The organism is Acidovorax sp. NO-1, from assembly GCF_000238595.1.
In the GTDB taxonomy this organism is placed as follows: Bacteria; Pseudomonadota; Gammaproteobacteria; order Burkholderiales; family Burkholderiaceae_C; genus Acidovorax.
On sequence record NZ_AGTS01000017.1, the window covers coordinates 1 to 23,731 of the forward strand.

A 23,731-nucleotide genomic window follows, 5' to 3' on the forward strand; every position below is an offset into this window, starting at 1 on the left:
CGCCCGCCGTCAGCGCCGACAGGCGCCCGCGCCCGCCCGACTTCACGTTGATGACCGATTGGCCGATCATGGCGCAGCCCGCCATGCCGCCGATGAAGCCCGTGGCAATGTTGGCAACGCCCTGGCCCATGCACTCGCGGTTCTTGTTGCTGGGGGTGTCGGTGAGGTCGTCCACGATGGAGGCCGTCATCATCGACTCCAGCAAACCAACCACAGCCAAGGTCATCGAATAAGGCAAGATGATCTTGAGCGTGTCCAGGTTCAGCGGCACGTCGGGCAACAGAAAGACCGGCAGGCTGCTAGGCAACTCGCCCATGTCGCCCACGGTGCGTATATCCAGTCCCATGGCAATGGAGACAGCGGTAAGGACGACGATGGTCACCAGGGGTGAGGGAATCGCCTTGGTGATGTAGGGCAGGCCGTAGATGATGGCCAGGCCCGCTGCTGTCATGGCGTACACCACCCAGCTCACGTTGGTGAGCTCGGGCAGCTGGGCCATGAAGATCAGGATGGCCAGCGCATTCACGAAGCCAGTGATCACCGAGCGTGAGACGAAGCGCATCAGCGCCCCCAGCTTGAGCACGCCCGCCAGGATCTGCAGCACGCCCGTGAGCACCGTGGCCGCCAGCAGGTACTGCAGGCCGTGGTCCTTGACCAGCATAACCATGACCAGCGCCATGGCGCCCGTGGCCGCCGAGATCATGCCCGGCCGGCCCCCGGCAAAGGCAATGATCACGCAGATGCTGAACGAGGCGTACAGCCCTACCTTGGGGTCTACGCCCGCGATGATTGAAAACGCAATGGCCTCGGGAATGAGGGCCAGCGCAACGACGATGCCCGCGAGCAGATCGCCCCGGACATTGGCAAACCAGGTTTGCCGGATGGAAGAAAGATTCATGGGAAAAAGGCAACGCCACCGACGACAGCCGATGCGCTGCAGACTGCGGAAACAACGAGAGAAATGCGCAGCGTCAAGCCGCCAAAAGGCAGCGAGGAAGCAATTAGCAAGAGAGGGAAAGTCCGCTAGAACAGGGACTTGAAGCGCGCCAGGCTATGGCGGAGTGACGGAGCAGAAATACCCAAGCGGCAGCTCACGGTTCGGGATGAACACCGTGGCTTCGGAGCACTTGGACATGGGTTGCAGCACGCAAGTATTGTAGACCGGCAGCCAAGCGCAGGGCCTAAGCGGGCGTGGCAACGCCACCAGGCTTGGTACTTTACGACCCCCACCTATGGGGAAGAAGCTCCGTCACGCGGTTTGCGCGATGGGAAGGCAAACGAAACGGCCTTGATTGCGCTCTGCCTGGCGGGCAAGCCCGGAGTGGCTCAGCCTCAATGACAAAAATAAACAAGCTACTTGCGTACTTACTCGTTAGTCAAAGGCGGGTTGAGCTGGCTTTACGACCGGTTGACCCTCAGCAACCCAGGCGTCGTAACCACCCGCCATCGACACTACATTCAGGTATCCCATGGCTTGCATAGTGGTTGCGGCAAGTGCTGAACGTCCGCTCGTTTTGCAACACAACAACACGTTCATGTCACGCCTCTCCAACGCAGGTGTTCCTGACAGCTTGAATTCCAGCAATCCCCGTGGAATATTGATTGCGCCGACCAAGTGCCCCACAGCGAATTCATCGGCCTCACGGACATCAATGATCACATCGGTTGACTGAAGCACATCCGAGGCATTTTTTACGGATATCTCGGTGCATTGAGCCTTGGCGGCGAGGACAAGATCGTGTGCTGTTTTCATGGTGTGGCAATTAAATCGGTTTGTATGGGATTACGGCGCATGCGCCAAGCGCTGCACACAGATATCGAAAGGGATATTTCAAAGTACCCCTCCCGATGCAGTTTCAGAACGCAAGTGTCCGTACGCCGGGCTTGAGTAGGTGTGCCGCGATCTCGGCGGGCTTTGCGGCTGTCACGCCTGTCAGCAAGTCGGCGGGCTGACGACCGGTATTCGGCAGGTACAGGGCACACACCTCTACTTTGGCTCCCGCTTTGATCAAGCCTTGAAGCATCTGCTGCGGCGTGACGTTGCGCGGTTTCAAGCTGGGCATGTTCTGGCCGTTGACAGCTATGTCACCAGCTGCGTCACATAGCAGCACGCGCACGTCGACCTTCTGTTCAAGCGCCTGTCCGGCAAGGACAAGACCTGCGCCCTGGGCCATAGCTGCGCCGGAATGTATGGACACAAACAACTCGTCGGCCTGGGCCGCAATAGCGGCTGACATCAATACGGCTGTGATCAGGAAAGATTTCTTCATGGTGGGAGACTCAGGTGGATTGAATATTAAGTAACAGGGAACAGGGAACAGGGAACAGGGAACGCGGACTCAAAGCCGCGGCAGGGAAGTCAGCGCTGGTTTTCGGGAACGTAAGTAGCCGGAGGAAGCCCCAGCCCCGAGCGAAGCTCGGCGGCGGTGCGCACTGCGCCGAGACTTGAAATGCGACCGTTTTCAAGACGCAGCAATGTGGCGGTACCCGTCTGGCGGGGAAAATCGGCAACAACGGCCACTTCATCGGCCTCGCGCACCAGAGCGATCGAATAAGAAAGCTCTCGAAGCTTGGGCAGCGCGAACATACGCGTGATGAGTGCAGGCATGCCGCTGATATCGGCTATATAGACCAAGCGCATGCGTGTCATCACGCCGGCGGGTTCAGCCGACAAGACGGCGCTCACCATGTCACTGACGGGTTTCTCGCTGGCCATCAGCACCCACCGGGTGTCAGGCGGAATGACCACCGGTTTGTCATGCTGATCCTTGAACTTCATTTCGGGAAGCGCCGACCCCACTGAAAGTGGTGCAGCAGCCAGTATTCCGTGCTGCGATAGCAGCACGGCGCAAAGCACCGTGTAAGCGCTGAGCGCACGCCACGCGCTTCGGAGTTGATTCTGGGATGCGAGGTTGATGGTGCTCATTTCAGGAATCGCAAGGTGATGGGCATTCAATGCGGGACGCAGTGACGTGGTCGGTGTTGATCAGGTGATCGGCCATACCAGAAAACGCACGCTGGATGGATGCGCGCAAGGCCAAGTCATCTACTTGTTCGGCAAGCGCTAGCTGCATACACAACATCCACTCGTCGCGCACTACTGCGTCGATGGCATAGGGCTTATGGCGTCTGCGCAGATGGGGATGACCCCGCTCCAGCAAGTACAAGGGCGGACCGCCGAACCAACCGCTGAGGAACTTGAACAGGCTTTCGGCGCTGCCAGAAAGGCTACTCGGGTGGAGCTGACGCACAGCGTGCGCCTCGGGCAACTCGTCCATCAACCTGTAGAACCGGTCGACAAGTCTCTGGATGGCGGGTGCGCCACCCAAGCATTCGTAGATGCTGGCGGCTGCGGTGGTGCTGGCAGAAGCGCAAAAAGACGTCATATGGTGTGAGAGGACAGTTCCGCATAGCGAGATTCGAGGGCGTTGGCATCCTCCGTAGGTGCACGCACGCGTGCCAGAAACTCGTCGCGCGTGCATCCGCCGAACCAGGGATGCCAGCGACGCTGTTCCAGCACGCTCGATACGGCGCGACCTTGCTTGGCGTGGCTGCAGAACAACAAGGTTTCACCGGGCAAGGTGAACACCTGACGCGTAGCGCTCTCCCATAAAGCTTCTGGCTGAGCCGGTCTAAGTTGGTGCGGGCAAGCATCCACCGACAGCAGATCGCCGCAGAACAACCGATCTCGCCACAAATAGCTCACGCAGCCTGCTGTGTGGCCTGGCGTCGGAATAACTCGAAGCAGTTCGTTGCCAAACATCAGTGCACTGCTTTCGCAACCCTGCGGATTGGCCTTGGCAGAGACCACCTGCTGGATGCGTGGCGCGCCGAGCGCGTCCAACGCAGCGGATTCACAAGGAAGGAATGCGTCGTGTTCGTGGGTGCGTAGCAGCCAACACAAATGCAAATGGTGTTCCTGCAGCATGGCTTTGAGCAGCGCCACGTCGGAGCCGCGTGCATCCAACAGTACGCACTCGCGGGTATCCAGGTCGGCAAGCAAATAGCTCATTGCGCCACTGGTCTCGTCGGGGAGGATTCGAAAGTACATAACGGTGGTGAGGACGTTGCGGTCAGGAAAGCTGGATGTCCCTTAGCTAGACTCAAGCTTGGACGCGACCGCGACGCCAGACAAGCAGTGGCCAGGCAAAGGCCGACACAGCGCCACCCACGGCCGCCGCTAGACCGAGCAGAGCGGCCCAGTCGAGCCAGTAGCCCATGTCCGACAGAGTTGAGTGCAGCGACCCTGGCAACACCATAAAAGCTGCAACGGCGACCACCACTCCGGTAAGCAGCGCAGGCAGAAAGCCTGCGCTCCATCGGGCGCCAGCAGCTCGCCAAGCCATGCCCATTAGCGCCAGCCAAAGCAACGCTCCCCCAACCAGTAGGGGCCAGACACCAAGCGCAATTTCCCACAAGATGTTCAGCATCAGCCAGATTTCGTACATGATTGGTTTCCTTGAGTTGTTGGTTCAGCCGAAGGGATTTCAGACCCGGCCCTTTAGAACGGACATGTAAGCCGGCTTGAGCATGCGGACCTTCATCAACCATGCGAAGAAGCTATCCTGCAGAGGATCGATCACCGGCAGCGTGGGTGTAAGGCGTCCCTCGTAGTCGAACTCGATCAGCATGGCCGATCCTTCGCGTGTGATCAGCGGACAGGACGTGTAGCCGTCAAAGCTCTCGTTGGCCTGGCGCCCGGCGATCACCTCCACCAGGTTGTGCGCCACTAGCGGGGCACTCTTCTTAACGGTGGCGGCGGTCTTGCCGCGCGGCGTGCCATTGATGTCGCCGATGCCGAACACGTTGGGAAAGCGGCGGTGCTGCAGCGTGCTCTTGTCCACCTCCAGCCATCCACCGGTGGCAAAAGGGCCTTCCTTCCAGGCCAGCTCGCTGTTCTTCACCGCGTCGGGCGCTCGCGTGGGGGGAACCACGTGGATGAAGTCGTAGGACATCTCTTTTGTCCCGCCCTCGGATAACGCAAAGGTGGCGCGACGGGCACCGATGTCGATGGCGGTGAGTTTGCGTGAGAAATCCACATCTATGCCGAGACCTTGCCATCGTTGCAGCACGTTGTCGTTGACCACCTTGACACCAAATACATTGCCCAGTGCCGACTCGAAATGAATTTTTGATGCCCCTAGGGTGCCCGCCTTCGCCAGTCGGTCACGTAGCATGAAGGTCATCTTCAGGGGCGCACCAGCGCATTTGAGCGGTGTGGCGGGTAGCGTCATCACGGCGTTGCCACCTCGGGCGGTAAAAGTCTGCATGGCTGCCCAGGTGGCCTGAGCGGCCTCTGGGCTGGGGTAGACGCTGGTCAGACCTTCGCGTCCAATGGCAGACACATCCATGCCGGTAATCTGCGCATAGTCCAAGTGCACGCCGGTGGCCACCACCAGAAAGTCGTAGGGTATGCGTTGCCCGCTCGCTGTGACGACGGTGTTTGCCACGGGATCGAAGTGAGCCACCATGTCTTTCACCCATTCGATGCCAGCAGGTAGGAAGTCGGCGTTGCGGTCCCGTACCTTGGACACCGGCCAAACACCTGATGCGACCAGGGTGTATCCCGGCTGGTAGTTGTGTTCTTCCTTGCGGTCGATGATGGTGATCTTCCCACCGTCGAGTAGTTGCGTCAGTCGATTGGCCACGGCGATGCCACCCAGGCCGCTGCCGGCAATCACTATGCGTGCGCTGGTCTTGATCGCTGCTTTTGCCGACTTCGGCGCGGTGGCGCTGGCCACGAGGGGGGCGGCCGCAAGGGCCTGCAGCCATTGCCTACGCGTAGTGTCAACAGCAGGGTCGATCTGAACGTTCGTCATTTTTGTCTCCTTATGTGTAGGTATTTGACGATGAGGGTTTGACGGACACTCAATCGCTTGTCCGCATCTGCGTGAACTAGGTCTTGAGCACCCAGCGCAGTGCCATTGCAACGAGGGTTAGTACGGCGATGCTGGCGAGCCAGATGCCGGCCATCCAGAGCAAGCGGATCCACAGCGGTGCCAGCGGTTCGTCGGCGCACTTCGCGGTGATAGCAGGCCAGCGCAGCAGAGGGGTTTTCATGCGTGGTACCCGTCTGCGTTGACCTTGCCGCGGAACACCCAGTAGGACCAGGCGGTATAGCCCAGGATCATGGGCAGCACGAAGGCCGTACCCCAAAGCATGAAGACCTGGCCGCTGCGGTCGGTGGCGGCTTCCCAGATGGTCACGGCACCGGGCACGACATACGGGAACACGCTGATGCACAGGCCCACGAAGCTCAACAGGAAAATTCCCAGCGTGAGTAGGAATGGCGCGGTCTCATGGCCGGCCTTGAGGCTGCGTACAAAGGCCACGCTGGCCAGTGCAACCATCAACGGCACGGGCGCCACCCAAAACAAGTTGGGCAAGTTGAGCCATTTACTGAAATAGTCCGCACTCAGGAACAAGGTTGCGATGCTGACTGCCACGATAGCTGCCAGCGTGGCACCGCCCAGCCACCACGCCATGGATCTGGCCTGGTGTTGCAGCGAACCCTCCGCCTTCATTACCAGCCACGTCGAACCCAACAGCGCGTATGCCACCACAAGACTCAAGCCGGTGAGCAGCGTGAAGGGCGTGAGCCAGTCCCACCAGCCACCCGCATAGGATCGTCCGCTGATTGCCACACCTTGCAGCAGCGCGCCGAGGATGACTCCCTGCGAGAACGCGGCCAAAAACGATCCACCGGTGAAGGCCAAATCCCAGAATTTCTGATGACCCGGATCTCGCCACCGGAACTCAAAGGCGACACCGCGGAACACCAGGGCCAACAGCATGGCGATGATGGGCGCGTACAGGGCGGAAAAGATCAGGCCGTAAGCCAGCGGAAAGGCAGCCAGCAACCCGCCGCCGCCCATCACCAGCCAAGTCTCGTTGCCGTCCCAGACCGGTGCGATGCTGTTCATAGCGGTATCGCGGTCGTGGCCCACCTTGAAGGTGTTGAACAGGATACCGATGCCGAGGTCGAAACCGTCGAGCACCACGTAGATGAAGACGGCCACCACAATGATGAGGGCCCAGATGATGGTCAGGTCGATGTTCATACGGTTCCCCTTATTCGTTGGCCAGGGCATCGGGGTGCAGCGCTACGGCGGGAGTGGTGCCAGCGGCGCGCGCGGGGATATTGGGCGGTGCCGACTCGTGTACCACCGGCGGCTTGGCCATCAGCTTTAGGATGTAGAGGACACCGGCGCCGAAGACCGCGAAGTACACGACCACAAAGGCCACCAGCGAAGCTGCCACGGCCGGTGCTGCCAGAGGTGAAGCCGACTCGGCCGTGCGCATCAGACCCTGGATGGTCCAGGGCTGGCGGCCCACCTCGGTGGTGATCCAGCCCGCGAGCACCGCCACCAACCCCGAGGGGCCCATGGCCAGCGCAAAACGGTGCAACCACTTCCATTCGTACAGGCGGCCGCGGGCACGGGCCCACAGGCTGAGCATACCGAGCCCGGCCATCAGGAAGCCCAGGCCGACCATGATGCGAAACGCCCAAAACACCATGCCCACCGGCGGATGGTCGGCCACCGGCACGGTGTCCAGACCCTGCATGGGCGCGTTGAGGTCGTGCTTGAGGATTAGCGAGGACAGCTTGGGAATCTGCACCGCGTAGTCGACCCTGCCCTCGGCGCTGTTGGGAATGCCGAACAGGATCAGGGGTGCGCCTTCCGGGTGGCTCTGGTAGTGGCCTTCCATGGCCATTACCTTGACCGGCTGGTGTTCGAGCGTATTGAGCCCGTGCAAGTCACCCAGAAAGATCTGCAGTGGTGCCACGATGGCTGCCATCCACATAGCCATGGAGAACATGAGGCGGGCGCGCGGGTTGGCGCGGTCTTTCAGCAGGTGCCAGGCACCGACTGCGCCCACCAGGAAGGCGGTGGTCAAATAGGCCGCCGAGAGCGTGTGCACCAGCCGGTAGGGAAAGCTGGGGTTGAAGATGATGGCAAGCCAGCTGCCAGCAGAGATGAACTGCCCGTTGGCGTTGATCGCGTAGCCCGCCGGGGTTTGCATCCAGCTGTTGACCGAGAGGATCCAGAACGCCGATACGAAAGTGCCCAAGGCGACCATCAGCGTGGCGGTGAAGTGCAGCTTCTTGCCCACGCGGTTCATGCCGAACAACATCACACCCAGGAAACCGGCTTCGAGGAAGAAGGCGGTCAGCACCTCATAGGCCATCAGCGGGCCGATGATCGGTCCGGCCTTGTCGGAGAACACCGCCCAGTTGGTGCCGAACTGGTAGGACATGACGATGCCCGAGACCACGCCCATGGCAAACACCAGCGCGAAGATCTTGATCCAGTAGCGGAACAGGTTCATGTAGTCTTCGCGACCGGTCTTAAGCCACAGGCCTTCGAGCACCGCGAGGTAACTCGCTAGGCCGATGGTGATAGCGGGAAACAGGAAGTGGAAACTCACCGTGAACGCAAACTGGATGCGCGCCAACAGGAGTGCGTCGGGCAGGTCAGACATCGGGTGTTTCCTTGAATCGGTGAAGTGGCAGACGCCTTTCACTTATCAAGAGCCGTGCCAACAGGCGCCGGTACAAAAAACTAATGAATTCAAGGCTCCCGGCGTGATGGGCAGCCTGACTGCCACAACGCTGCCAGGTTTCTTCTGCCAAAGCAGTCAGTTATCTGCCAAACTGGCAGACCAACTTGGCAGTGATTGACCGCAGGTACCCGCTGGAATCCTGTGCAATGTTCCGAAAGATCCACCCGATGGCCCACGTGTTGCCCGAATTGCTCTCGTACCTGGAAAGCCTGGCTGAGCCGCACATCCTGCTCGACCGCCAATACCGCATCCTCGCCGCCAATGCGGCCTACCGTAGCCAGTTCAGCCCGCGCGCCTCGGTGGTCGGGCGCACCTGCTACGAGGTATCCCACCACTTCAGCGTGCCGTGTGACCAGGCGGGTGAAAGCTGCCCTCTGGCGCGTGCGCGCGAGTCGGGCCAGCGCGAACGCGTGCTGCACCTGCACCACACGCCCCAGGGCGAGTCGTACGTGAACATCGAGCTGGTGCCACTGCTAGATGCAACGGGTGAACAGGCGTATTTCGTGGAGAAGATGGAGCCCTTGCGCGTGGCCCAGGGTCAGCCCGTGCGGCAGGGACTGGTGGGCCGTTCGCCGGCCTTCCAGCGCATGTTGGAGCTGGTGGCTCGGGTTGGGCCGTCGCAGGCCAGCGTGCTGCTGCTCGGAGAGTCGGGTACAGGCAAGGAGTTGGTGGCCCAGGCTGTGCACGATGCCAGCCCGCGCGCAACCCACCCGCTGGTGGTGGTGGACTGTGCGAGCCTGCCCGAGAATCTGTTCGAGAGTGAACTGTTCGGCCACGAACGAGGCGCCTTCACTGGTGCCAATACCAGCAAGCCCGGGTTGGTGGAAGCCGCCAGTGGCGGTACTTTGTTTCTGGATGAAGTGGGCGACATTCCGCTAGCCATGCAGGTTAAGCTGTTACGCCTGCTGGAGAGCGGCACCTACCGCCGCGTTGGCAGCAACGAGCTGAGGCGCACCGATGTGCGCGTGGTCTCGGCCACACACCGCGACCTCAAGGCCATGGTGACCGACGGGCGCTTCCGCGAAGACCTGTATTACCGGCTCAGCACATTCCCCATTGCCCTGCCGGCGCTGCGGGAACGGGGAGACGACATTGCGCTGCTGGCGGCAGCGCTGCTGGAGCGGGTGGCGCCGCAACGGCGTCTGAGCCTGTCTGCAGATACGCTGGCCTTGCTCCAGCGCTATCCGTTCCCGGGCAATGTGCGTGAGCTGCGCAATGTTCTGGAGCGCGCTGCCTTGCTGGCCGACGGCCACAGTATCGAGCCAGTGCATGTGGAGCGCGCACTGGGTACCGACGCGAGGCCTTCGCCGGTGGCATTGCAACGCGCAGAAGCGCCGGAGGCCACAGCATCCGGCGCGGAGTCTTCATTGCGAAGCGTCGAGCGTGCCGCCCTGCAGGCCCAGCTCAAGGCCCACCGCGGCAGCCGCGCCGAACTGGCGGAAAAACTCGGGATTAGCGAGCGGTCTCTCTACCGCAAGCTTCGCGAGATCGGTGACGCCCCTGACGCGGCTTGAAGCACGGAACCCGGGCTGCCAGGGTCAGAGCTTACGGGTCGAGAAGTACCAGTCTTTCATGGCGTAGCCCTCGCCCTTGCGCGCTTCGATAGCGGCCGGGGTCTTGGGTGGCGGCACGATGACATCGCAGCCCGGCGTCCAGCCCTCAGGCGTGGCGATCTTGTGGGCGTCGCTGGTCTGCATGGCGGTCAGAAGGCGCACGAACTCGTCGATCGAGCGGCCATTGCTCATGGGGTAATACACCATGGCGCGCAGCTTACCTTCGGGGTCGATGAAGAATGTGGCGCGAACAGCCTGCGTGTCGGCAGCACCCGGGTGAATCATTCCGTAGGCACGAGCCACATCCATCTTGATGTCGTCAATGATGGGGAAGGGAATCTCCACGCCGAAGCTGGTCTTGATGCTTTGCATCCAGGCCAAGTGCGAGTAGATACTGTCGATGGACAGACCCAGCAGTTCGCAGTTCATGCTCTTGAAGGTGTCTGAAGCCTTGGCGAAGGCGATGAACTCGGTGGTGCATACGGGCGTGAAGTCGGCTGGGTGCGAGAACAGGATCAGCCACTTGCCTTTGTAGTCGTCCAGGCTGCGCTCTCCGTGGGTAGTGTTGGCCTTGAATGCCGGTGCGGCTTCGTTGAGGTGGGGGAAGCTTGAGTTCGATGCGTTTTCCATGAGGGACTCCGTTGGAAGGTTGAAGAATCAACCGAACAGCTGTTGGCTGTTCGATGGGTTCAGTGTCGACCCACCATGGAACACCGCTCATGACATGGATCATGGCGGCGGTTGTCTTATCCTATGCCGCCGATAGCCTCAGGCGGCTGCGCTTCAAAGGTTGGAGCCGGGTTGCAGCAGCGATTCGTCCATGATGCGGTACAGACGGCCCAGTTTGTCCACTGGCTGCAAGGCACCTGCTTTCACCAGCGCCGAAATTTCGCGACTCACCGTCTCCTGTTTCAGGTCCATCATGGCGCCCATGTCCTCGCGCGAGAACAGCGTGACGAAAGCCGGATCGGTGGTGTGGCGCATCTTGAGGATGAACTGGCAGACCCGCTGTTGCGCGGTGCCGAAGTTGATCGAGGCCAGCCAGTCGTCGGCTTCTCGCAGCGCCTTATGCCACTTGTCGAGCAGGCCTGCGTGCATGCGCGGCGAGTTCAGATTCAGCTTGTGCACCACCTCGGTTGGAATGCGGCACAGCGTCACATCGGTCAGCGCGGCCGCCTCGCTGTCGTAGCGGCCGGTGGCTAGCGCCTCCAGGCCGACCACATCGCCCGGACGCAGCAAGCGCAGGATGCGTCGGCGCCCGTCACCTGTGATTCGGGACAGTTTGAGCATGCCGGAGCGCAATGTGAAGATGCCACCCGCTGCGTCCCCCTCGTTGAACAGCACCTGGTGCGCCCGGTACGCCATGTCATCAATGGGCGCGTGGATGAGGGCAAAGTCCTCCTCGTTGAGATTGGAGAACAGGGCGACCTCACGCACTGCACACGATCTGCAGTCGGAGGTGCCGCGCCAGGCGGATTGGGTATGAATGGGGATCATGGTTGATGTGAAACGGAGGCTTGGACAAGGTTCGAGGCGTGTAGACGTATCGCTGTTGGCCGGACGCCATACAGCGAGGCTAGGCGATCCACGGCAGAAACCAGCACGTGTCCCGTCGGTAGGCCGCATAGCCCGGGTGCGCCATAAGCATCCAGCGCTCCTCCAGCACGGCCTTGCTGACCATCACGGCAACCAACGCACCGAGGGCCAGCCAGGCCAGCCAGGTTGTGTTGGCCCATGCGGCTGCAATGCCACACGCCATCACCGCGGTGTACATCGGGTGGCGGATCCACCGGTAGGGGCCCTGCTGGACCAGTCGCGCTCCGGCGCGCGGTACAGGCCTGATGTTGAAGTTGCCCGGCCGGTTGGTTGACACCGCCCAGATCCCCACAAACGCGCCCGCGACTGAGGTAACCCAGGCACCAGCAGGCGCCTGGTCCGACAAGAATGAAGGCAATCCCAGCCACGCCAGCAGCACGATCAACCCGAATTGCAAGGCCACCAGGATGCTGCCCAGCGTGCGTTGCACACCGTTATCGCTCATGTCGCCCCCCGTTTTCACGGGCGACGCGCGACCATGCCGATCAGCGCAGAGCGGCCATGGTGACCGCTGCCCTCGGCCAGCTCGGCTTCGTATTCTCGCAAGGTGTCAATGTCGAGCTCGCTAAAGGCTTCCCGCAACAAGGATTCTGTGTAGAGGTGCGACACCAAGGGCGGCCCCCCTGTGCGGTAGTCAAGCTGCCGGGGGGTGTAGCCCTGCAGCACGAGCCATCCGCCGGGTTTCAGGGAGCGCACCATGTTGGTAAACAGGCGCGCGCGCAAGTCCGGATCGGCAAACTGCACGAAGATGGCCGCAACCCCGTCGAGGGCAGCGTCTGGCCAGGCGTAGGCATCACAGTCGGCCACTGCGAAGTTGACCGTCACGCCCCGCTGCGCCGCGAGTTCCCGGGCTTTGGCCACGCCGGTGGCCGCGATGTCGAATGCATCAACCTTCAACCCTTGTTCCGCCAACCAGACACTGTTGCGACCTTCGCCATCGGCCACGCACAGAACCTGCTCGCCTGGTGACCAGACGTGGGCATGCTCGCGCAACCATCCATTGGGCTCGGCGCCGAACAGGAAGCCGGGTGCGGCGAAACGCTGATTCCAGGTGTTGGCTGGATCGCTGAACGCTGGGGTGTTTTTCGAGGTCATGTTCTGGGTGGGGGTGCTCATCTCGGGGCGGTTCGTAGTTGGCGCAGGCGACTCTCCAGCGCGGCGGGGTTGAGGATGCCGAAATGTGCATCGACTTGTCTGCCCTTGGCATCAAAGAAGAGCGTGATGGGCAGATCGCGTGATGCGATGGCTTGTCCGAGCGAGGACCCGCTGTCCAGCAGCACCTCGCGCAGGGTGAAACCTTGTTGTTGCAGGAAGCTTTGCACCGTGGCGTGCGATTCGCCCTGGTTAACGAAAAGAAAGGCCACCGTGGGTTCTCGCTGCTGAGCGGCCGCCAGCATCGGCATTTCCACCCGGCAAGGACCGCACCAGCTGGCCCACAGGTTGACCACCACTGGACGCCCGCGCGCAGCCTCGGTGAGGCTGAGCACCCGTGCATCCTCGATCCGAACCAGTTGAACGGGGGGGCAGGCTGTGGGTACCGGCCAGCCCGCTGGCCAGGGTTGCCAGCCACCAGAAAGCGACACCCGCTGTGCCGCTCACCGCCAGCGGCCTGCGCAGCCAAGGCGTGACCGAGCCGCGCCATGCCAGCCACCAGCCCTGCCGGCGCACTCCATCCACCATCGCGCAGATCGAATGCCGCCCACGGCGATGCAAGATATGCATCCGCGTGCCACACGAGGTAGGCCAGTCGCGCCGCCACCAGACCTAACAGCGCCGCATGGGTCACCGTGCGTCCCGCCTGTTCTCCCGGTACCTTGTCCGCGCCCTGGCAAGCCAGGCGACTGGCCAGCCACGAGCTCCCCCAGATCGCGATCAACAGAAGAACGGGCGCCAGTGGCAGGGCAATTGGGCCTAGGGACAAAGACAGCATGGATTCAGTCGGCTCCGGTTCTCGGAGCGGGGGTGGCCGGTTCAATTGCGCGATGCAGAAAGCTCACCAGGGCGTGCGCGTGGGGTGCCATGGCTTCGCGCAGGTCGTGGTCTCCCTCCACCAGCAGCAGACGCGCATTGCTGGATGTTGCCAGCAGACGGTAAGCATCATCCACCGGAACGGTGCGGTCCCGCAGACCATGCACCAAGAGGATTGGACAGCGCACGGCAGGCAACGTTCCCAATGGAGCAATCTCGTCAAAAGTGACGCCGATGACCCGCTGCACATGCCGCATCACATACCAGCCAAGCAGTCCATATGGGATCTGCTTATCTGCCATAAAGCGGCGCATCACCTCGGCGGGATGGGCAAACGCAGACAGGCTGACCACAGCGCCGACGTCATGGTGACGTGCGGCATGCAGCAACGCTGCAGCCGCTCCAACCGAGTGGCCCAGCAGCGCTACGCGGTCAGCGGCGATGTTGGGTTGGTGCTTGAGCCATGCGAGACCAGCGGCAATGTCTTCGGCGAAGCGCGGCATCGATGTGAACGTCTCATCGTCGCTGTGCCCATGGCACCGGGCGTCCAGCAGCAACACAGCAAATCCGGCGGCGTGCAACGGTGGCACCACGGGTCCCATCATGGAGGCGTTGGCGCCCCAGCCGTGTATAACCAGCACTGCAGGTGCTGGCGCCGCTACGGTTTGCGGTGGTGACACCAACCAGGCGGCCAGGTGTTTGCCACCCGCAGTTGGGACATGGACTTGCCGAACACGATCCGAGGTCAAGCCAAATGCATCGTCCAAGGGCTCATGAGGCACTCGCGGCGCGCGCAACCCGCGCACGATGCCTCTGTGAGCCAACTTGCGAAGTGCCCAGACGCCGCCCAGCGTGGCCGCTGCCCCAAGCACCGCGGTCATGGGCGCCCGGTCAAATCGACCTGCCTCACGTCACAACCCGTCGCGGGTTGGTGCGGGTCACAAAATGCCGTGATGTTCGGCCGATCACCGCGCCGAAGATCACATGGCCGATAAGGCTGGGCAGCACGGTGGAGGCTCCAAGTTGCCAGGGAAGCGGGTCGTTGAAATAGATCGGCAATGCCAGCGAGTTGATCGCCACATAGTAAGCCGCCCCATTACGCAGCACCGGTCATTACTGGCCATCGTCCGGCTTGGGTGGCCAGAAAGATGAGGAGCAAAGGCAGCGCTGAAACCCAGCCGATGACAAGGTGTTGCACAAAAAGTAACCAGGGTTGGGGGTCGCTGACGTACAGCCCCGCGAATTTCGGGCCGTAGTGGCCAATGCGCAGGCCCGCCGCTTTGAAGATCGGACTCAGCGGAACGATGGCCACGGAGGCGATAGTCCCGGAGCGGAAGCTTTCGACAAGGAGGGCCTTGATTTTCATGGGGCCAGCTCAGGATTGATCGCGCAGAGTGTGGCCGGCAGCATCGATCACCGTGACCCGCACCGGGACAGCTTGGCGCACGCTTTGGGTAACAGTGCAAAACTCCTCGAATTGCGTCAAAGCCCGCTCCAAGTGCTCCAGCGAATTCGCCACTACCCCGAGGGTGATAGTGGAGTGGATACTCAGAATACGCAGCCTTCCTTCGGGGTTGCGCCCCACCTCGGCCGTCACCTCGCAGCGCAGCGGTTCGGGTGCCTGTTTGAACTTGCGCAGCGCAAAAAGAAGTGAGTCGCTCAGACAGTTGCCCACCGAGGCACACAGCAACTGCGCAGGAGACGGGCCGCCCCCCTTACCTAGCGGTGCGGGCTCGTCGGCGATCAGGCTAGAAATGCCTTCACCAAATCGGATCTCAAAACGATAGTCGGCCTGCTGTTGGAGCGAAACGGATACTGTGTTCATTTGGGTGATTTCGATAAGTTTGGGCGAAGGTGCGCAAGGAGCATTCACCCTGATGGGCAGATTGGGCTTGGCACCTCGCAACTCATTTCTTCAGGGAGCAGGTGTTAAAGCCGAAGATGGCATAGGGTGGACACCAGCCGATCAGGCCGGTGGCTAGGGGCACGACACCCAGGTAGCCCCAGATGCCGATGTTGTTGGTAGCGGCACCCGCAATCAAGGCCAGTCCGATGAGGATGCGCAGGGTGCGGTCAATACCGCCGACGTTCTTGGTCATGTTGATTCTCCAAAAGTGAAAAATTGATGGCTAATTAGCCATGGGCGCACTTGATCAAAGTGCGTTCAAGGGGATCTTCAGATACGCGACGCCGTTGTCTTCTTTGGGCGGCAGCTCGCCAGCGCGGATGTTCACTTGAACCGATGGAAGGATCAAGGTGGGCATCTCCAGGGTTGCATCGCGCTTCGTACGCATGGTCACGAATTCATCTGCGCTCACGCCATCGTGCACGTGGATGTTTTTAGCTCGCTGTTCGGCCACCGTCGTCTCGAAAGCCACCGGCCGGTCGTTAGGGGGGTAGTCGTGACACATGAAGAGGCGTGTTTCGGGTGGCAGGCTCAGCAGCTTGCGAGTGGAGGCGTAAAGCGCGCGGGCGTCGCCGCCGGGGAAGTCGCAGCGCGCAGTGCCCACATCCGGCATGAAAAGGGTGTCGCCCACGAACACCGCCTCACCAAAGCGATAGGCAGCACAGGCTGGCGTGTGACCGGGCACGAACATCACCTCACCAGACAGCATGCCCAATGGGATGCTGTCTCCTTCCTGGAAAAGATGGTCGAACTGCGAGCCATCCTGTTTGAAACCCGGCTCCAGGTTGAAAACGCCCTTGAACACCTTTTGAACTGCGGTGATGTTGCCGCCAATGCCGATCTTTCCGCCGAGATGTGCCCGCAAGTACGGCGCGGCCGAAAGGTGATCAGCGTGTGCGTGAGTTTCTAGGATCCATCGCACCTTGAGCTGATGGTTGCGCACATAGTCAATCACCTTGTCAGCAGAGGTGTGCGTTGTGCGGCCCGATTTCGGGTCGTAGTCGAGCACTGAATCGATGATCGCTGCTTCGCTGCCTGGGCCGTTGTGCACAACATAGGACACCGTCCAGGTGGCGGGGTCGAACATTCCATGCACATGGGGCTGAGGGGTTGATGTCGGGGCGGTTGTCATGAGCGGCTCCTTTTTAAATAAGCTGAAGATAATATATTGACAGATAGTTTGTTTGTCAATATATTATTGCTATCGAATGAAAAGTCGTAGGCCACCACACCCCAGAAAGAAGCACCGATGAAGAACTCCGTGATGGACTTGGAACAAATGCAGTTGGCCGCGGACAGGGCCTGCCGAGTGATGAAGGTGCTGGCCAACCCAGACCGGCTGCTCATCCTGTGCCAACTCTCGCAGGGCGAACGCCGGGTTGGTGAGCTTGAAGAGTTGCTGGGCATCGTGCAGCCCACCTTGTCGCAGCAACTAACCGTGTTGCGCGATGAGGAACTGGTGAGCACCCGCCGTGAAGGCAAAAACATCCACTACGCATTGACCAGCCCCAAAGCGCTGGCCGTGATGCAGGTGCTGTACGAACAATTTTGTGTTTGTGAAACGGAGTGAGTCATGACGATTGATTGGGTCAATTTCACGCCCTGGGCTTCGCTGTCCGGCGGCATCCTGCTGGGCGTAGCCTCCGCCTTCTTCATCCTGGTCAATGGCCGGGTGCTAGGCATCAGCGGCATCCTGGGTGGCCTGTTACCACCTAAGCTGGGAGACGCCGGCTGGCGAATCGCCTTCCTGCTGGGCATGCTGGCCGCACCGCTCGTGTACGGCTTGCTGGCGCCTGCCGACTTTGTGCAGGCGCCACGCATCGACGCCGGCTTCGCCACCATTGTGGGAGCCGGGCTTCTGGTAGGTCTGGGCACACGCTACGGCTCGGGCTGCACCAGCGGACACGGCGTCTGCGGTCTTTCGCGCCTGTCGCCCCGCTCACTGGTGGCCACGCTCGCGTTCATGGGTGCGGGTTTCGCCATGGTCTTCGTGGTTCGCCACGTTCTGTAAGGAGCATCTACATGCACCGCATCACCGAGTTCTTTGTGGGCCTACTGTTCGGCCTGGGCCTGTTGCTCTCCGGCATGACCGACCCGGCAAAAGTGCTGGGCTTCCTCGACCTATTCGGCATCTGGGACCCTTCGTTGGCCTTCGTCATGGGTGGCGCGATCGCCGTGGGCTTCTTCGCCTTTGCGCTGGCGCGCAAGCGAACCACCAACTTCATGGGCGGTGCCCTGCACCTACCGAAGTCAACGCAGATCGACAAACGCCTGCTCATCGGCGGCCTGACTTTTGGTGCGGGCTGGGGTCTAGCGGGTTTTTGCCCTGGTCCGGGTATCGTGTCAATGGCCTCGGGCGAGTTGAAGGCTGCGGTTTTTGTGGCGGCCATGCTCTTCGGCATGGCAATTTTTGAAATCGCCGAGCGCGCAGGCTCGCGTCGACGTATGGGAGCGTGAGGTGACCCCTTTCAAAGCCGTACCCCTCTCCGAAACCTTGTCGGTCACCGGGCAAATCTCTCCAGACGACCTTCAGGCGATTGCTGCCGCCGGCTTCAAATCGCTAGTCTGCAACCGTCCAGATGGTGAAAGCCCAGGGCAGTTCAGCTCACAGGATATTGCGACGGCTGCAAACGCAGCCGGACTGAAGCTGGCCTATCTGCCCGTCGTCTCGGGTAGCGTTCGCGCGCAGGACGGACGCGATTTTGGTGACTTGCTGACACAGTTGCCTGGCCCTGTGCTGGCCTACTGCCGCAGCGGTACGCGATCAGCCTTGCTTTGGGCGCTTTCGCAAGTGGGTTCAAAGCCCTGGCCAGATCTCGTACAGAGGGCCGCCCAAGCCGGATTCAACCTGACCACCTTGGTACCACCCGTGCCACCATCGAAATCGTGATGTTTAACGCCTGCACTGGTATCCTTCCATGAGCACAATGCCATCCTGGCGCCGCGTGTTGCCTTCACTGCCTGTGTTGCAATGGGGTCGAGCGTACAACCGCGAGGCTCTGGTGAGTGATGGCGTGGCGGCACTCATCGTCACCATCATGTTGATCCCTCAGAGCCTCGCCTACGCCATGCTCGCGGGCTTGCCGCCCGAGGTGGGTCTTTACGCCAGCGTAGCGCCGCTACTGCTATATGCGGTGTTCGGCACCAGCCGCGTGCTTGCGGTGGGGCCGGTGGCGGTAGTCTCGCTCATGACAGCTGCTGCCATTGGACAGCACGCCCCGGCTGGTACACCCGAATACTGGGCAGTAGCCATCACGCTGGCTTTTCTTTCGGGCTTGCTGCTGCTGTCCATGGGGTTGCTACGTCTTGGCTTTCTTGCTAACTTCCTCAGCCACCCGGTCATCTCAGGCTTCATTTCGGCATCGGGCATCCTGATCGCGGCCAGCCAGCTCAAGACGTTGATGGGTGTGAGCGCCGAAGGGCACAATTTCCTGGATCTGAGCCTGTCCTTGATGTCACAGCTCGGCCAGGTGCATGTGCTGACCCTGGCCATTGGAGCTGCAACCGTCGCGTTTTTGTTCTGGGTGCGCAGCGGTCTCAAACCCTTGCTGCAGCGCCTGGGCATGAAGCCGCGCGCGGCCGACGTGGTGGCCAAGACTGGGCCGGTGGCTGCCATCGCCGTGACAACGCTGCTCACCTGGGCGCTGGACTGGCAAGTTCAAGGCGTGAAGATCGTGGGCGCCGTGCCCCAGGGTTTGCCGCCGTTCACGCTGCCTCTGTGGGATCTGGGTCTGTGGCAGGCGCTGCTGGTGCCGGCACTGCTCATCAGCGTGGTTGGCTTTGTGGAGTCGGTATCGGTCGGGCAGACGCTGGCGGCCAAGCGGCGCCAGCGCATCGAGCCCGACCAGGAACTAGTGGCTCTGGGCGCGAGTAACCTGGGCGCGTCGTTCACTGGCGGCTTCCCGGTCACCGGCGGTTTTGCCCGCTCGGTGGTCAACTTCGACGCTGGCGCGCAGACGCCTGCAGCCGGCGTATTCACGGCCGCCGGCATCACGCTGGCTTCCCTTTTCCTCACGCCGGCGTTGTATTACCTGCCGCAGGCTACGCTGGCCGCCACCATCGTGGTGGCTGTTCTGTCGTTGGTGGACTTCAGCATCCTGCGCAAGACTTGGCGCTACGCGAAATCCGACTTTCTTGCGGTGCTGGCCACGCTGGTGGCCACACTCACGGTGGGCGTGGAGGCCGGCCTGGTGGTCGGTGTGGCCTTGTCGCTGGCGCTCTATCTGTACCGCACCAGCCGCCCCCACATGGCCGAGGTGGGCCTGGTTGCAGGCACGGAGCATTTCCGCAACGTGCAGCGCCACACCGTGGTGGTGAGCCCGCGGGTGCTGAGCCTGCGTGTGGACGAGAGCCTGTATTTCGCCAACTCGCGAGCCCTGGAAGACCGCATCAACAATGCCGTGGCAAGCCGCCCCGCTCTCGAGCATGTGGTGCTCCAATGCTCGGCCATCAACGACATTGATGCCAGTGCGCTGGAGAGTCTGGAAGCTATCGACCTGCGCCTGCGCGGGGCCGGCTTGAAGTTGCACCTCTCCGAGGTCAAGGGGCCGGTGATGGACCGTTTGAAGGCCACCGAATTCCTGCATGGCTTGAGTGGAAGGCTGTTTTTTACCCACTACCAAGCCATCCAGGAACTGTCGCCTGAAGTCGCTTGAGGGTTGGATCGTGGTTGCACCTGGACGTAACCACCGCTCACCTTGTGCAAGCCGAGAGTACTGCGCAGGCAACGGTGTTTCGCTACTTGCTGACCCAGGAAGCCATCTAACCTCAGGAGCAGTCGCATCGCCAAGAACTGCCGCATAAGGCTCACGTGCTTCGACCGATTGAGGTGGTAGTGCGCCATGATGGTCTTTTCAAACAACTCATTGCCGTGTTGGCCATCTGTGGCTGGCGCATCCCGAGGATCCCGCGCATGAAGATGAACCCACACAACTCCCGCCGCATCCTCCTGGGCGGCCTGGCGCTTGCACTGCTGGTGGCATTGGTCTGGGTGACACTGCGCACTGGGCCACTGGCTCCCGTCAAGGTGCAGACAACCGAGGTGAAGAAGGGCCGCGTTACATCCGAAATTTTTGGCATTGGCCAGGTGGAGGCGCGGCATAGCTGGATGGTCGGTCCGACGGTGGCTGGGCGTGTGCTGAGCGTGAAGGTTGATGTGGGCGATACGGTGCAGCCAGGCCAGCTACTGGCCGAGATGGATCCGGTGGACCTTGAGCAGCGCTTGGCTGCGCTGGACGCATCCCTGGCGCGCGCGCAGAGCACACGTCAGGCAGCAAATGCGCAAGTGGCTGACGCGATGGCACGGCAAGCGCTGGCCGCCACCAATTTGAAGCGCAATGAAGATCTTGCGCAGCAAAACTTCATCAGTCCTGGGGCGCTCGACGCGCGCACTCAGGAAGTGGCCTCAGCTGACGCCGGGGTGCAGGCGGCGCAGGCCAACCTGGGCGGCACCGGGCAAGACCTGACGCGACTGCGTGCTGAACGCGCGGCGCTGTCGCAGCAGCGAGAGAACCTGAAGCTGGTGGCACCTGCCGCTGCCATGGTGACCGCGCGAGACGCGGAGGCCGGTACCACCGTGGTGGCTGGCCAAGCCGTGCTGCGCTTGATGGACCCGGTCAGCCTGTGGGTGACGCTGCGCGTAGACCAGGGCCGCTCGGCAGGACTCGCGCCGGGCTTGGTTGCGCGCATCACACTGCGCTCGCGGCCGGGCGAGGTGCTGGCAGGCAAAGTGGCTCGGGTGGAGCCGCTGGCGGACAGCGTGACCGAGGAGCGGCTGGCGCAAGTGGCTTTTGCGGCGTTGCCTGCGGGCGTGCCGGTGGGCGAGATGGCCGAGGTGACTCTGCAGTTGCCAGCCACTCCCGAGATGCTGGTGTTGCCGAACGCAGCCACACAGCAGCATGAAGGAAAAAATGGTGTGTGGCGACTGAAGAATGGCGTGCTGGAATTTGTACCAGTGAGGCTGGGCCTACAAGGGCTTGACGGCATGGTGGAGGTGCTGGATGGATTGCACGAGGGCGATACGGTGGTGCTCTACACCCAGAGTGCGTTGAAAGCCGGCTCTCGGATCACCCTTGTGGACCAACTGATGCCGACTGGGGGAGCGAGGTGATCAGCCTGGCCGGGCGCGACATCCTGCACGGCTGGAGCAAGTACGTGCTGACCGGACTGGGTCTGGGTCTGCTCATTGGCGTGACGCTGTCGATGGCGGGCGTATACCGAGGCATGGTGGACGACGCCCATGCGCTGCTGTCCAACAGCCGCGCCGACCTATGGGTGGTGCAGAAAGACACGCAGGGGCCGTACGCTGAATCGTCCAGCATCAAGGACGACGTGGTGCGCAGCGTGCGTGGCATGCCTGGCGTGACCGCCGCAGCCAACGTGACCTACCTGACCATGCAGGTGGCGCGCAACGGCGAAGACAACCGTGTGATGGTTGTGGGCATCGAGCCAGGGATGCCTGGTGCGCCGGGCTACCTGGTTGCAGGGCGCCACCTCACTCGCAACCACTATGAGGCGGTCGCTGATGTCAAGACCGGTTTTCAGCTCGACGAGACTGTGCGCATCCGTCGCCATGACTACACGGTGGTGGGGTTGACTCAGCGCATGGTGTCCTCCGGCGGAGACCCTATGTTGTTCGTGCCGCTGAAGGACGCGCAGGAGACACAATTTTTGAAAGACAACGACGCCATCATCAATGATCGCGCACGCACGGCCGCCAACCCAGCCTTCAACCGGCCGGGCAGTCCCGACCTGCTGGACGCGGTGCAGAACCTACAGACCAGCAGCCGCAGCGTGAATGCAGTACTGGTGCAGCTGGCACCAGGCTTCACGCCCGAACAGGTGGCCGAACCGATACGGCGCTGGAAACACCTGAGCGTGTACACGCGCGAGGGCATGGAAAATATTCTGATCGTGAAACTTATCGCCAATTCGGCGAAGCAGATCGGCATGTTTCTGGTGATCCTCGCCATTGTCAGCGCAGCGATTGTGGCCTTCATCATTTACACCATGACCATGGGCAAGCTGCGAGAGATTGCGGTGCTCAAGCTCATCGGCACGCGTGACCGAACTATTGCCAGCATGATCCTGCAGCAGGCGCTGGGCTTGGGCTTGATTGGCTTTGCGGTTGGCAAGGTAGCAGCAACCCTCTGGGCTCCTGCCTTCCCCAAATTTGTGCTGCTGCTGCCGGGCGACGCTGCGACGGGCCTGGTGGTCACGCTGGTGATCTGCGCACTGGCGAGCACGCTGGCGATCCGCGTGGCTCTGAAGGTTGATCCTGGCGCGGCGATCGGATGAATGCGATGAACACACCCTATCAAGGCGGTATCTTGATCGAAGGTCTGCGCAAGGTCTATGGTCACGGCGACACCGCTGTGGAGGCGCTAAAACACGTGAACATGCAGGTGGCCCCCGGCGAGGTGGTGGGTCTGGTGGGGCCTTCGGGCTCGGGCAAAAGCACGCTGCTCAAATGCCTTGGTGCGATCATCGAACCCAGCAGTGGCCGGATGACGCTGGGCAACGAGGTAATCTATGACAACGGCTGGAAAGTGAAAGACCTGCGTGCGCTGCGTCGTGATCGCATCGGCTTCGTGTTTCAGGCCCCCTATCTCATACCGTTCCTGGATGTGACGGACAACGTGGCGTTGCTGCCGATGCTGGCCGGACGGTCCAACGCCGAGTCCCGTGCCCGTGCGCTGGAGTTGCTAACAGCGCTGGATGTACAGCACCGTGCGCGGGCTGAGCCTTCCCAACTATCGGGCGGAGAGCAACAGCGAGTGTCAATCGCGCGGGCGCTGGCCAACAGGCCGCCGGTCATACTGGCCGACGAGCCCACCGCGCCGCTGGACAGCGAACGCGCGCTGGGTGTGATGCGCATCCTCAACCAGATGGCGCGTCAGGCTCAAACCGCCATAGTTGTGGTGACGCACGACGAAAAGATCATCCCGACTTTCAAACGGATTTATCACATTCGCGATGGACAAACGGTCGAAGAGGCTGGTGAGGGGCGGGCATTGGAAGACGCTGCACTTCTTCCCCCTTCGTAAACACGCCGCCCGTACAAAACTCGGGTTTGTAGCTCGTCAAGAAACAACCTCTTGGCTCTTCACAGTATGCGTCCGGCCAACCCATCTTGAACCGAGGC

General features: G+C 61.6%; 31 protein-coding genes. 9 read left to right on the forward strand and 22 right to left on the reverse strand.

Features of this window, described 5'->3' with window-relative positions:
- From KYG_RS01530 to KYG_RS01575, 11 genes are all read right to left on the reverse strand, one after another.
- The coding region (locus tag KYG_RS01530; RefSeq protein WP_008903041.1) for a SulP family inorganic anion transporter at positions 1 to 898 on the reverse strand (898 nt) is incomplete at its 3' end.
- Between the two features lie 474 nt (positions 899 to 1,372).
- A complete protein-coding gene (locus KYG_RS01535; protein ID WP_008903042.1) occupies positions 1,373 to 1,753 on the reverse strand; it encodes a rhodanese-like domain-containing protein in 381 nt (126 codons plus the stop codon).
- Between the two features lie 103 nt (positions 1,754 to 1,856).
- A complete protein-coding gene (locus KYG_RS01540; protein WP_008903043.1) occupies positions 1,857 to 2,270 on the reverse strand; it encodes a DsrE family protein in 414 nt (137 codons plus the stop codon).
- Positions 2,271 to 2,359: 89 nt separating this feature from the next.
- Positions 2,360 to 2,926, reverse strand: a complete 567-nt coding sequence (locus tag KYG_RS01545; protein WP_034692636.1) for a hypothetical protein — start codon at positions 2,924 to 2,926, stop codon at positions 2,360 to 2,362.
- A 1-nt stretch (position 2,927) separates the two neighbouring features.
- Entirely contained in the window at positions 2,928 to 3,482 is a 555-nt protein-coding gene (locus KYG_RS01550) for a group II truncated hemoglobin (RefSeq protein ID WP_369749636.1), read from the reverse strand.
- On the reverse strand, positions 3,383 to 4,051 hold the full coding sequence (locus KYG_RS01555) for an MBL fold metallo-hydrolase (protein ID WP_034692639.1): 669 nt from the start codon (positions 4,049 to 4,051) through the stop codon (positions 3,383 to 3,385). Before KYG_RS01555 ends, KYG_RS01550 begins: the two co-directional genes overlap by 100 nt.
- 52 nt (positions 4,052 to 4,103) lie before the next feature.
- Positions 4,104 to 4,448 (reverse strand): hypothetical protein, encoded by a 345-nt coding sequence (locus KYG_RS01560; protein WP_008903047.1) that lies wholly within the window; start codon positions 4,446 to 4,448, stop codon positions 4,104 to 4,106.
- Between the two features lie 39 nt (positions 4,449 to 4,487).
- Entirely contained in the window at positions 4,488 to 5,819 is a 1,332-nt protein-coding gene (locus KYG_RS01565; protein ID WP_008903048.1) for an NAD(P)/FAD-dependent oxidoreductase, read from the reverse strand.
- Between the two features lie 76 nt (positions 5,820 to 5,895).
- Complete coding sequence (locus KYG_RS23455) at positions 5,896 to 6,060, reverse strand: DUF2474 family protein (protein WP_008903049.1); 165 nt, start codon at positions 6,058 to 6,060, stop codon at positions 5,896 to 5,898.
- Positions 6,057 to 7,061 carry a cytochrome d ubiquinol oxidase subunit II gene (cydB, locus tag KYG_RS01570; RefSeq protein ID WP_008903050.1) on the reverse strand — a complete coding sequence of 335 codons (1,005 nt, stop codon included), beginning with the start codon at positions 7,059 to 7,061 and terminating at the stop codon, positions 6,057 to 6,059. Before cydB ends, KYG_RS23455 begins: the two co-directional genes overlap by 4 nt.
- A gap of 10 nt (positions 7,062 to 7,071) precedes the next feature.
- Entirely contained in the window at positions 7,072 to 8,484 is a 1,413-nt protein-coding gene (locus KYG_RS01575) for a cytochrome ubiquinol oxidase subunit I (protein ID WP_008903051.1), read from the reverse strand.
- 248 nt (positions 8,485 to 8,732) lie between these two features.
- Here KYG_RS01575 and KYG_RS01580 point away from each other — a divergent pair, with 248 nt between their 5' ends.
- Entirely contained in the window at positions 8,733 to 10,079 is a 1,347-nt protein-coding gene (locus tag KYG_RS01580; protein WP_008903052.1) for a sigma-54-dependent Fis family transcriptional regulator, read from the forward strand.
- Positions 10,080 to 10,103: 24 nt separating this feature from the next.
- Here KYG_RS01580 and KYG_RS01585 read toward each other — a convergent pair whose 3' ends face one another.
- The 11 genes from KYG_RS01585 to KYG_RS01640 all read right to left on the reverse strand — a co-directional run bounded on the left by KYG_RS01585 (position 10,104) and on the right by KYG_RS01640 (position 16,720).
- Complete coding sequence (locus KYG_RS01585) at positions 10,104 to 10,748, reverse strand: peroxiredoxin (RefSeq protein ID WP_008903053.1); 645 nt, start codon at positions 10,746 to 10,748, stop codon at positions 10,104 to 10,106.
- 153 nt (positions 10,749 to 10,901) lie between these two features.
- Positions 10,902 to 11,615: a Crp/Fnr family transcriptional regulator gene (locus KYG_RS01590; protein ID WP_034692643.1), complete on the reverse strand. Its 714-nt coding sequence runs from the start codon at positions 11,613 to 11,615 to the stop codon at positions 10,902 to 10,904.
- A 79-nt stretch (positions 11,616 to 11,694) separates the two neighbouring features.
- Positions 11,695 to 12,159: an isoprenylcysteine carboxylmethyltransferase family protein gene (locus KYG_RS01595; RefSeq protein WP_008903055.1), complete on the reverse strand. Its 465-nt coding sequence runs from the start codon at positions 12,157 to 12,159 to the stop codon at positions 11,695 to 11,697.
- 14 nt (positions 12,160 to 12,173) lie between these two features.
- A complete protein-coding gene (locus KYG_RS01600) occupies positions 12,174 to 12,830 on the reverse strand; it encodes a class I SAM-dependent methyltransferase (RefSeq protein ID WP_008903056.1) in 657 nt (218 codons plus the stop codon).
- Complete coding sequence (locus tag KYG_RS24990) at positions 12,827 to 13,201, reverse strand: TlpA disulfide reductase family protein (RefSeq protein ID WP_008903057.1); 375 nt, start codon at positions 13,199 to 13,201, stop codon at positions 12,827 to 12,829. Before KYG_RS24990 ends, KYG_RS01600 begins: the two co-directional genes overlap by 4 nt.
- Positions 13,202 to 13,648: 447 nt before the next feature.
- Entirely contained in the window at positions 13,649 to 14,563 is a 915-nt protein-coding gene (locus KYG_RS01615; RefSeq protein WP_050813777.1) for a S9 family peptidase, read from the reverse strand.
- Positions 14,564 to 14,588: 25 nt separating this feature from the next.
- Positions 14,589 to 14,762, reverse strand: a complete 174-nt coding sequence (locus tag KYG_RS24630; RefSeq protein WP_008903060.1) for a hypothetical protein — start codon at positions 14,760 to 14,762, stop codon at positions 14,589 to 14,591.
- Positions 14,763 to 14,778: 16 nt separating this feature from the next.
- Positions 14,779 to 15,048, reverse strand: a complete 270-nt coding sequence (locus tag KYG_RS01625) for a hypothetical protein (RefSeq protein ID WP_008903061.1) — start codon at positions 15,046 to 15,048, stop codon at positions 14,779 to 14,781.
- Between the two features lie 9 nt (positions 15,049 to 15,057).
- The gene (locus tag KYG_RS01630) at positions 15,058 to 15,507 is read right to left on the reverse strand and encodes an OsmC family protein (RefSeq protein ID WP_008903062.1); all 450 of its coding nucleotides are present in this window, start codon (positions 15,505 to 15,507) and stop codon (positions 15,058 to 15,060) included.
- A gap of 82 nt (positions 15,508 to 15,589) precedes the next feature.
- Positions 15,590 to 15,781 (reverse strand): DUF2892 domain-containing protein, encoded by a 192-nt coding sequence (locus KYG_RS01635; protein WP_008903063.1) that lies wholly within the window; start codon positions 15,779 to 15,781, stop codon positions 15,590 to 15,592.
- A 54-nt stretch (positions 15,782 to 15,835) separates the two neighbouring features.
- Entirely contained in the window at positions 15,836 to 16,720 is an 885-nt protein-coding gene (locus KYG_RS01640) for an MBL fold metallo-hydrolase (RefSeq protein WP_034692649.1), read from the reverse strand.
- Positions 16,721 to 16,837: 117 nt separating this feature from the next.
- Between KYG_RS01640 and KYG_RS01645 the strand changes: the two genes are divergently transcribed.
- From KYG_RS01645 to KYG_RS01675, 8 genes are all read left to right on the forward strand, one after another.
- On the forward strand, positions 16,838 to 17,158 hold the full coding sequence (locus KYG_RS01645) for a helix-turn-helix transcriptional regulator (protein ID WP_008903065.1): 321 nt from the start codon (positions 16,838 to 16,840) through the stop codon (positions 17,156 to 17,158).
- A 3-nt stretch (positions 17,159 to 17,161) separates the two neighbouring features.
- On the forward strand, positions 17,162 to 17,599 hold the full coding sequence (locus tag KYG_RS01650) for a YeeE/YedE family protein (RefSeq protein WP_008903066.1): 438 nt from the start codon (positions 17,162 to 17,164) through the stop codon (positions 17,597 to 17,599).
- Between the two features lie 11 nt (positions 17,600 to 17,610).
- Positions 17,611 to 18,045: a DUF6691 family protein gene (locus KYG_RS01655; protein WP_008903067.1), complete on the forward strand. Its 435-nt coding sequence runs from the start codon at positions 17,611 to 17,613 to the stop codon at positions 18,043 to 18,045.
- A gap of 1 nt (position 18,046) precedes the next feature.
- A complete protein-coding gene (locus tag KYG_RS23465) occupies positions 18,047 to 18,478 on the forward strand; it encodes a TIGR01244 family sulfur transferase (protein ID WP_139019267.1) in 432 nt (143 codons plus the stop codon).
- A 37-nt stretch (positions 18,479 to 18,515) separates the two neighbouring features.
- Entirely contained in the window at positions 18,516 to 20,243 is a 1,728-nt protein-coding gene (locus KYG_RS01660) for a SulP family inorganic anion transporter (RefSeq protein ID WP_008903069.1), read from the forward strand.
- A gap of 257 nt (positions 20,244 to 20,500) precedes the next feature.
- Positions 20,501 to 21,697, forward strand: a complete 1,197-nt coding sequence (locus KYG_RS01665; protein WP_008903071.1) for an efflux RND transporter periplasmic adaptor subunit — start codon at positions 20,501 to 20,503, stop codon at positions 21,695 to 21,697.
- Positions 21,694 to 22,884 (forward strand): ABC transporter permease, encoded by a 1,191-nt coding sequence (locus tag KYG_RS01670; protein ID WP_008903072.1) that lies wholly within the window; start codon positions 21,694 to 21,696, stop codon positions 22,882 to 22,884. Before KYG_RS01665 ends, KYG_RS01670 begins: the two co-directional genes overlap by 4 nt.
- Entirely contained in the window at positions 22,881 to 23,633 is a 753-nt protein-coding gene (locus KYG_RS01675) for an ABC transporter ATP-binding protein (protein ID WP_008903073.1), read from the forward strand. Before KYG_RS01670 ends, KYG_RS01675 begins: the two co-directional genes overlap by 4 nt.
- Positions 23,634 to 23,731 lie beyond the last annotated feature (98 nt).